General features: G+C 63.6%; 3 protein-coding genes, 1 other RNA gene and 2 pseudogenes. 2 read left to right on the forward strand and 4 right to left on the reverse strand.

What is annotated here, in order from left to right:
• Positions 1-148: 148 nt before the first annotated feature.
• Entirely contained in the window at positions 149-2,332 is a 2,184-nt protein-coding gene (fhuE, locus tag XdyCFBP7245_RS16165) for a ferric-rhodotorulic acid/ferric-coprogen receptor FhuE (protein ID WP_104616564.1), read from the reverse strand.
• A gap of 736 nt (positions 2,333-3,068) precedes the next feature.
• Between fhuE and XdyCFBP7245_RS16170 the strand changes: the two are divergent.
• Positions 3,069-3,434: pseudogene (locus tag XdyCFBP7245_RS16170) on the forward strand (alpha/beta fold hydrolase); the annotation flags it as partial.
• A gap of 10 nt (positions 3,435-3,444) precedes the next feature.
• Here the strand turns inward: XdyCFBP7245_RS16170 and XdyCFBP7245_RS16175 are convergent.
• Positions 3,445-3,520, reverse strand: a non-coding RNA gene (locus XdyCFBP7245_RS16175) — sX9 sRNA.
• A 64-nt stretch (positions 3,521-3,584) separates the two neighbouring features.
• Here XdyCFBP7245_RS16175 and XdyCFBP7245_RS16180 point away from each other — a divergent pair.
• Positions 3,585-4,154, forward strand: a pseudogene (locus tag XdyCFBP7245_RS16180) (alpha/beta fold hydrolase); the annotation flags it as partial.
• A gap of 278 nt (positions 4,155-4,432) precedes the next feature.
• Here the strand turns inward: XdyCFBP7245_RS16180 and tkt are convergent.
• Together tkt and XdyCFBP7245_RS16190 are read right to left on the reverse strand one after the other, a co-directional pair.
• The gene (tkt, locus tag XdyCFBP7245_RS16185; protein WP_104616565.1) at positions 4,433-6,433 is read right to left on the reverse strand and encodes a transketolase; all 2,001 of its coding nucleotides are present in this window, start codon (positions 6,431-6,433) and stop codon (positions 4,433-4,435) included.
• A 235-nt stretch (positions 6,434-6,668) separates the two neighbouring features.
• Complete coding sequence (locus tag XdyCFBP7245_RS16190; RefSeq protein WP_104616566.1) at positions 6,669-7,949, reverse strand: dicarboxylate/amino acid:cation symporter; 1,281 nt, start codon at positions 7,947-7,949, stop codon at positions 6,669-6,671.
• Positions 7,950-8,918 lie beyond the last annotated feature (969 nt).

Consider the following 8,918-nt stretch of genomic DNA (forward strand, 5'->3'; position numbering starts at 1 on the left):
GCATGCCGCGCGGATTTTCCAGCGCCACCGCAAGCACCGCGCTCCGTCAGCACAGAGCGACCCGACACACAAAAAACACAGGCACCGGTGCAGGTGCCTGTGCCGCTTCAGCAGGATCGAACGTCAAACCAGCTGACGTCGCCCTCGATCAGAAGTTGTAGTTGAAGGTCAGCATGCCGTTGCGCGATGCGCCCCATGCGCCGTAGCCACCATTGAATTGCGCGTAGTAGCGCTTGTCGAGCAGGTTATCGACGTTGAGCTGCACCGAGAACTGCGGCGACAGACGGTAGCGGGCGAATGCACTGACCAGGGTGTAGGCACTCTGCTGGAACGTGCCGTACACCGGGTCCACGTAGTACGAACGGTTCTGCCAATTGATACCGCCGCCCACGGTCAGGTCGCTCCACGCACCTTGCGGGGTGTAGCTGTTGAAAAACTTGATGGTGGTGCGCGGCAGGTGCGTGTTGATCGACGTGCCGCTGTCATCGCGGGCGGTGTAATGCGAAGCACCGAAGGTCGCATTCCAGCCAGTGGCCAGACGGCCGGACAACTCGAAGTCGAAGCCTTCGCTGACCACGCCACTTGCGGCCACGAACGCGGACTCGCTGCTGCCCGGCACAAACCCGCCGGTGGCCACGCCCAGGTTGTCCTGCTCGATGCGGAACAGCGCCAGCGAGGCATTGAGCTGGTCGTCGAACCAGGCGGCTTTGACGCCGGCTTCGTAGCCCTTGCCGCTCAGCGGATCGAGGTAGCCGCCATTGGCATCGCGCAAGGTCTGCGGGTTGAAGATTTCGGTGTAGCTGACGTAGGTCGACCACACATCGTCGATGTCGTAGACCAGACCCGCGTACGGGGTGACCTCGGTCTGGCTATCGGAGAACGGTACCAGCCCCTGCGCCGCATCGGCGTTGCCACCATCGATTTGCCAATCGGTATAGCGCGCGCCCACCAGCAGCGTCAGCGGCTCGGCCAGCGAAAAGCGTGCGGCCACGTAGGCGGCTTTCTGCTTGATGGTGCCTTCGCTCTGCACCGTGCGCGGGCTCCAGTTGGGTTCCGGGTACGCGCCATTCCAGCCGAAGTAGCTGTCCAGCGGCGCCGGGAAATCGAAGGTGCCGTTGTTGACGTACTCGCGGCGGTTGTAGCTGGCGCCGGCCACCAGATGATGCTCGCGGCCGAACAACTGGAACGGGCCTTCCGCGTAGACGTCGGCGCCATCGGCCTTGCGCTCGGTCTGGTAGTTGCCCGAATACGGCACCACGCCACCGCCGGTGGTGCGGTCGAAGCCGAAGATCGTATAGAACGGATAGAACAGGTGATTGGACGCTTCGGTCTTCTCGTGGCTCACATTGGCTTTGAGCATCCAACCGTTGTCGAAGCTCTGTTGCAGGCTGGCGAAGGTGCGCTGCAGACGCGTGTCCCAGAACGTCCAGTCGGCGGCGGGATTGAACGAGCGGTCGTAGTTGGTGCGGGTGCCATCGCTGTAGAAAAGTGGGAAGCCGCCCCAGGTGACGTCGTCGGATTCCTTCTTCTGGTATTCGTAACCCACGCTCAGGAAGGTGCTGTCGGTGAGGTCGGCATCGATGATCGCCGAGCCGATCTTCTTGCGCAGGTTGTAGCGATCCATATCGGATTCGCCGTCCTGATACACGCCGACCACGCGTGCGCGCACGGTGCCTTCGGGGCTCAGCGGCACGGTGACATCGGCCACGCTACGGGTCTTGTTGACGTCGCCACCGCCCACCGACACGGTACCGGTGAAGTCGCGGCTCACCGCATGCTTGCGCGCCAGATTGATCGAGGCCGACGGGTTGCCCGAGCCGGTCAGCAGGCCGGTGGCGCCACGCACCACTTCCACCCGGTCGTACAACGCCACGTCCAACGCCGAATCGCCATAGCTCCAGGCCTGCTCCATGTACGCCGGAATGCCATCGAATTGGTAGTTATCGATGTAGAAACCGCGCGCGTAGAACTCCAGCCGCTCGCTATCGCTTTGGGCCACCGAGATGCCGGAGACGTTGTTGAGCACATCGGTGATGCTCTGCAGGTTCTGGTCGTCCATGCGGTCGCGCGTGATCACGCTGACCGACTGCGGAATCTCGCGCAGCGACAGATTCATGCGTGTGCCGGCCGTGGTCTTTTCCACCGTATAACCCTTGACCAGCTCGCCCTGCACGTTGAGCCGGTCCAGCGTGGTGACCTCGGCATCGCCGGCCGGCGTTTCGGCCATGGCCTGACCTGCCGACAATGTGCACAGCGCGGCGAACACCGCATGCGACAGCGCGCGCGGGCGCGGCCCAATGAGAAGAAGACGCATTACGGTAGGACGGTTCATTACAGCTCCGGCGCAGAAATCGAGGGCAGCCGCCACGCGGCGGCGGCGGTCAACAGGGGAGGACACGCCGCGAAACTGCGGCAGTGCAACATTTTAATGGGAATGATTCACATTTTAAATAGGCAGCGTCAGGGTCGGCCGGCAGGAAGGCCGGCCCAAGCGAACGCTACAGCAAGGTTTTGCTCCTGCCAGTGGCCTCGCCCGCTACACGCTCCTCGGCCAAGCGGACAGCGCATCGAGGCGTCGCTTGCATGCAGCACGGAACACATCGGCGAACTGGACTGTGTGCAGCGCTAGCGCGCGACAGCGGTGCACTGGTCGGCGACACCATACGGAGCACGATCACGACGGCCTGGTCAGCACACCATCGCCACCGCCGACACCTGCGCCTGCATCGCCCAGCCATCGCAGACCCCAACCCCACGCGCCTCGCAAACTGATCAGCGTAGTGGCGTGTAGGTACCAGCGAGGACCAGCGATCAACCGATAGATCGCGCACTACTGCGATCTGCATTGCAGCCGGACTCACGCTGCGGTGATACTCGGATGAGCGCCGCAGGACTGGCTTTGCGTAGCGCAAACACGCAGCACCACGAGGGATCGCATGAAGAAGTCTTGGAAGAGTGGCGCGCTGTTGCTGCTTTGCGCCTTTGCTGTCGTCGACGCACACGCGGAAGAAGTCGCAGTGAGCGCTGCCTGCCAGCAGCAGGGCACCAGTGTTACGGAATCCGGCCTTGTGCAGATCGGCGGCATCGCGCAATGGGTCACCATCGACGGGCAGGATTGCCGCAACCCGGTGGTGCTGATCGTGCACGGCGGGCCGGGCAACCCCAATACGCCCTTTGCACAGCAGTTGTTCGGCAGCTGGACGCAGCACTTCACCATCGTGCAATGGGATCAGCGCGGCGCAGGCAAGACCTACGCTGCCAGCACGCCGGCCGATGGCGACACCTTGACCTTGCAGCGGCTGACCGACGATGGCGTGGCGGTCGCCCGCTATGCCACGCAACGGCTGGGCAAGCGTACGTTGATCCTCATGGGTGGCTCGTGGGGGTCGGCGCTGGCGGTCAACATGGCCATGGCGCAACCGGAGCTATTTCAGGCCTAAGAGCGGCTAACAAAACGTAGCGAGCAGTCGTCAGGTGGGTGTGGACGGCGCGGAGGAACCGGAGTGTACGGGTGGTACATGAGGATTCCGAGCACCGGCCGCGCCCGCCTGGCGGCTGCACAGTAGTTTTATTAGCTGCTCTAAGTCGGCACCGCGCAACTGGCCAACTACCAGGACGACATGACGGCAAGTTACGCAAAGACATTGCAGCTGGCGCGCGCGGCCAGCGATACCGAGGCCATCGGCAAGCTGGAAAAAATAGGCCCTCCGCCGTGGACCAACCCACGCAACTTCGGCATCCTGCGGCGTCTGACACGCACCTACGAAGCGCTGCAGACCGAGCCTGCGCCCGCGGGCTGGTTCACCTTCGCGCCGGACTACGACACGCCGGAGTACCGCGCCGCGTACGAGGCAGGAGAGGATTATGCGTTCCTGCAGTTCGTCGGTCCGCACGGCGACGGCATGGGCCCGCGCATCGATCTGCGCACACTGGGCACCCGCTTCGCCATGCCGGTCTATCTGTTGCAGGGCGACCAGGATCTGGTCACGCCAGCAGAGGTCAGCAAGGCCTATTTCGATGCGATTTCTGCCCCGAGCAAGGCGTTTTTGCCGCTACCGCGCACCGGGCACGACCCCAACCCGACCATGATGGACGCGCAGTTGAAGGTACTGGAATGGATTCGTGCAGAGACGCTGGTCAAGCACCCGCGCTAGCAGCGGCGGACGCCACTACTGCAAGGCCATCCGGCAGCATGGTGCTGCGTGGCGCAGCACTCTTGCATCACCGGCATGCCGCGACTGCTTGCCCCACTCGCAGACGCGTTCTGCAACGCACACCTGCCACTTAAGCATTGCACCCTCTCACCATCACGATGGCCGAGACCCGCAATTGATTCGGCAGCAATGCGCGCATCAAACGATGACGTCACTGGCAGCCACAACAAAAAACGCCGGCATTGGCCGGCGTTTTTCTTATCCGCAACGCTGCGCGGTTACAGCGCCTTCGCCGCCTGCACCACGTGCTCGGCGGTGATCTTGAAGTACGCGTACAGCTGATCGGCCGGGGCCGAGGCGCCGAAGGTGTCGATACCGACCACATCGCCATCCAGGCCGACGTACTTACGCCAGAAGCCGGTCACACCCGCTTCCACCGCCACGCGCTTGCGCACTGCATTGGGCAACACCGATTCGCGATACGCCGCATCCTGGCGATCGAATACATCGGTGGACGGCATCGACACCACGCGTGTCTTCAAACCGGCCGCATCCAGCGTCTTCTTGGCTTCCACCGCCAGGCCCACTTCCGAGCCGGTACCGATCAGGATCACGTCGGGCGTGCCGCCTTCGGCATCGGCCAGCACGTAGCCACCGCGTTCGATCAGCTTGATCTGCTCGGCGCTGCGCGGCTGGTGCTGCAGATTCTGGCGGCTGAAGATCAGGCAGCTCGGGCCGTCCTTGCGGGTGATCGCGGCCTTCCAGCTCACTGCCGATTCCACCGCATCGCCCGGGCGCCACACATCGTTGTTGGGGATGTAGCGCAGCGACGCCAGGTGCTCCACGGGCTGATGGGTCGGACCGTCTTCGCCCAGGCCGATCGAGTCGTGCGTATACACATGGATGGCATGCGCCGGATTCAACGCGCTCATGCGCACACCGTTGCGCGCGTAGTCGCTGAACACCAGGAAGGTGGCGTCGAACGGAATGAAGCCGCCATGCAGCGCCAGACCATTGGCAATGGCGGTCATACCAAACTCGCGCACGCCGTAATACACGTAGTTGGCGTCCGGGTCGTCGGTGGCCACCGACTTGCTGGCCTTCCACAGGGTCAGGTTGGAATGCGCCAGATCGGCCGAGCCGCCGATCAACTCGGGCAACAGCGGCGCAAATGCTTCGATCGCCAGCTGCGAGGCCTTGCGCGAGGCGATGGTCTGGCCGTCTTCCTGCGCCTTGGCGATGTAGGCATCGGCCCGGGCGATGAAGTCGGCCGGCAGCTCGCCATGCGAGCGACGGGTCAGTTCGGCAGCTTCGGCCGCGTACTGCTTGCCGTACTTGTCGAACAACTGCTCCCACTCGGCCTGACGCAGCGTGCCGGTGCCACCTGCGCGCCAGCCGGCGTAGATCTCCTCGGGAATTTCGAACGGGCCGTACGGCCACTCCAGCGCCTTGCGCGCACCTTCCAGCTCTTCCTTGCCCAGCGGTGCACCGTGCGCAGATTCCTTGCCGGCCTTGGTGGGCGCACCGAAGCCGATCTTGGTGCGGCAGCAGATCAGGGTCGGCTTGTCGCTGTTTTCCAGCGCGGCTTCGATCGCCGCCTTGATCTTGTCGGCGTCATGCCCGTCCACATCGCGGATCACGTGCCAGCCATAGGCCTCGAAACGTGCCGGTGTGTTGTCGCTGAACCAGCCGTCGGTGTTGCCGTCGATGGAGATATGGTTGTTGTCCCAGAACGCCACCAGCTTGCCCAAGCCCCAGGTGCCGGCCAGCGAGGCGGCTTCGTGCGAGATGCCTTCCATCAGGCAGCCGTCACCCATGAACACCCAGGTCCGGTGGTCGACGATCTGCAGCTCCGGGCGGTTGTAGCGCTGCGCCAGCAACTTCTCGGCAAGCGCAAAGCCCACGGCATTGGCGAACCCCTGCCCCAGCGGACCGGTGGTGGTCTCCACGCCGGGGGTTTCGCTGCGCTCGGGGTGGCCGGCGGTCTTGCTGTGCAACTGACGGAACTGCTTGAGCTGCTCGATCGGCAAGTCGTAACCGGTCAGGTGCAGCAGCGCGTACTGCAGCATCGAGCCGTGGCCGTTGGACAGCACGAAGCGGTCGCGGTTGAACCACTGCGGGTTGTTCGGGTTGTGCCGGAAATAATCGTTCCACAGCACTTCGGCGATATCGGCCATGCCCATGGGCATGCCTGGATGGCCGGATTTGGCGGCTTCGACCGCATCTGCGGCGAGAAAACGGATGGCGTTGGCCAGCTGGCGGCGGGTGGGCTGGGTCATGGGCGTCTATGGAAGCGGAGGGGAACACCGCTGGAAGCGGAGCCACCTATTCTCCCACAGAGCGTGTTAGCGGGATGGGGAGTCGGGAATAGAGAATCGGGACTTGGGAATCGGATGCAGTGTTGCAGCTTGGCCGCTAACGCCGCTCGCACCGCCGCCGCCGCTGCGACAGACCCTCACATCACACGTCCCGATCGCACCAGCCCGCTCTTACCCATTCCCTATTCCCGATTCCCTATTCCTCCCCCTTGGCCACCAATGTCGTCAACGCCAGATCGCCGGTGACATTGAGCGCGGTGCGGCACATATCCAGGAAATGGTTCACGCCCAATATCATGCCGATGCCGACCGGGTTGACCCCGACCATGGCGCAGATCAGCGCCACCACCGGCAGCGAGCCCGACGGCACGCCGGCGGTGCCGATCCCGCCCAGGATGCAGACCAGCATCACCATGAACTGCTGGCCGATGCTCAGGTCGACATTGAAGAACTGCGCCAGGAAGATCACCGTCACGCCCTCGAACAGCGCGGTGCCGTTCTGGTTTGCGGTGGCGCCGACGGTGAGCACAAAGCGCGACACGCGCGGCGGCAGGCCCATTTCATCGGCCACGCGCAGGGCGGTGGGCAGGGTTGCATTACTGGAGGCAGTGGAGAACGCCATCATCGTGGCCTCCTGGGTCTGCTTGAAGAAGCGCAGCGGCGAGCGCCCGGCAAACTTCACCGCCAGCCCGTAGCTGACCACCATGTGCAGGCCCAGCGCCAACACCACCACGCCCACGTAGGCGCCCAGGCGGATCAGCAGATCGAACCCGAATAGCGCGGCAAGGTTGAACATGAAGCAGGCCACCGCATACGGGGCCAGACGGATCACCAACCCGATCAAAGTCATCGAGATTTCGAAGATGCCTTCGATGCCGCGCTTGAGCGTGGCGACCTTTTCGTCGGCGGTCAGCACCATGCCGACGCCGAACATCACTGCAAAGAACATCAGCGACAGGATCGCGCCATTGCTCGAGGCGGCCGCGACCACGTTGTTGGGCACGATCGACAACAGCATGTCCATGCCCTGCGGCTGGGTGCCGGAGCTGGAGATGATCTCGCGGGTGCGTTCGGCATTTTCCTGGATCAGCTGATTGGCCAGCTGCGGGTCCACGCCCGCACCGGGCTTGAGCACATTGACCAACACCAGGCCGAGCAGCACCGCGATGCCGGACAGCACGACGGTGTAGCCCAGCGTGCGCCAACCCACGCGGCCTAGCGCGCGGATGTCGCCCATCTCGGAGATGCCCATCACCAGCGCCGAAAACAACAGCGGCACGATCAGCATGAAGATCAGATTGAGGAAGATCTGCGAGAACGGCGTGGTCACGTACTTGGTCGCCAGCCGCACCCACTCGGCGTCGCTGCCGGCCAGATAGTAGACGGCCAGACCCAACAACAGGCCGACGGCGAACCCAATGCCCATCTTCCAATGCAGGGGCAGGCCCGGGCGGCGTGCGGCTGGGGATGCAGTCATCTGGTGGGCCTTGATCTGGACACAAAGTCCGGAGCTTAACAAACGCCATCGAGGCAGCCACGCCGCGCTGCACCTGCCCGAGGGTAGGTGTACCTCTCAAGGGCGGTTGCTGCGAGCGTTGCGACGGCAACACACGCATCGCGCGCAAGGCCTGGCAGGTCCGGCCAGTGACCGGCTCGGCTTGAATCAGGAAGCGATTCCCCTACTGCAGCACGCGCTTGTACTGCAGCACGCGCTCGCGGGTTGCTCTGTCGAATGCTCGCGCTTGGATGCTCGTGTCGATGCAGGCTGCCATTGCGGTTGGCGGTTGGCGGTTGGCGGTTGGCGGTTGGCGCCGGGGCCTGGGACTTTGGACTTGGTATCAATTCATTTCACTGCGGCTGAGGCTTTGAGCTTTGACACCGGATGACTCTTCTAAAGCCACGCGGGTCGAGGGCGCGGTGCCCTCACCACTTCCGGGACACGCCGTAAATCCGTCCGTGGAGGCTCGGTGGCGGCATCCATGCCGCCACACGGTCCCGCAAGCGGCGAGGACACCGCACCATCAACGTTGGTCGGTGTTTGGATAAGGAGCAGATTGCTGCGCAAGTCGCTCCAGGGGTGCTGCTTCGGATCGCTGCGTTATCGCATTCGACAGATGTTGGCGCAGGCCGGAGAGAAAGAGCTAGAGCGCCTCTTGATTCGCACAGTGTCGTTCTGTATCGCTCGCCTACGCACACCGACCGACGCAACTGGCCCTTGCCCGCTCACCGTCGCGGGACCTTTGGCGGCATGGATGCCGCCAAAGAGCCTTATCTGTTCGGAATCTGGCAGTTTAGGTGTCGAGAGCCGGCGTGGGCTGCCGTCAGAGCCTGGATCTCAGCGATCGCCATGTAGCTTGGTACCCACGCCGGATTCTCCCTTGATTCGCCCGAACAGTTGCCCGAGCTGACACTCGAAACGATAAGACTGGGCAAGCGAGGGAGCTCT

The sequence above is a fragment of the Xanthomonas dyei genome (assembly GCF_002939865.1).
Lineage (GTDB): Bacteria > Pseudomonadota > Gammaproteobacteria > Xanthomonadales > Xanthomonadaceae > Xanthomonas > Xanthomonas dyei.

Coding starts and splice junctions, on each gene's coding strand:
- XdyCFBP7245_RS16190 (WP_104616566.1), bottom strand. CDS start 7,949: ATGACTGCATCCCCAGCCGCACGCCGCCCGGGCCTGCCCCTGCATTGG.
- fhuE (WP_104616564.1), bottom strand. CDS start 2,332: ATGAACCGTCCTACCGTAATGCGTCTTCTTCTCATTGGGCCGCGCCCG.
- tkt (WP_104616565.1), bottom strand. CDS start 6,433: ATGACCCAGCCCACCCGCCGCCAGCTGGCCAACGCCATCCGTTTTCTC.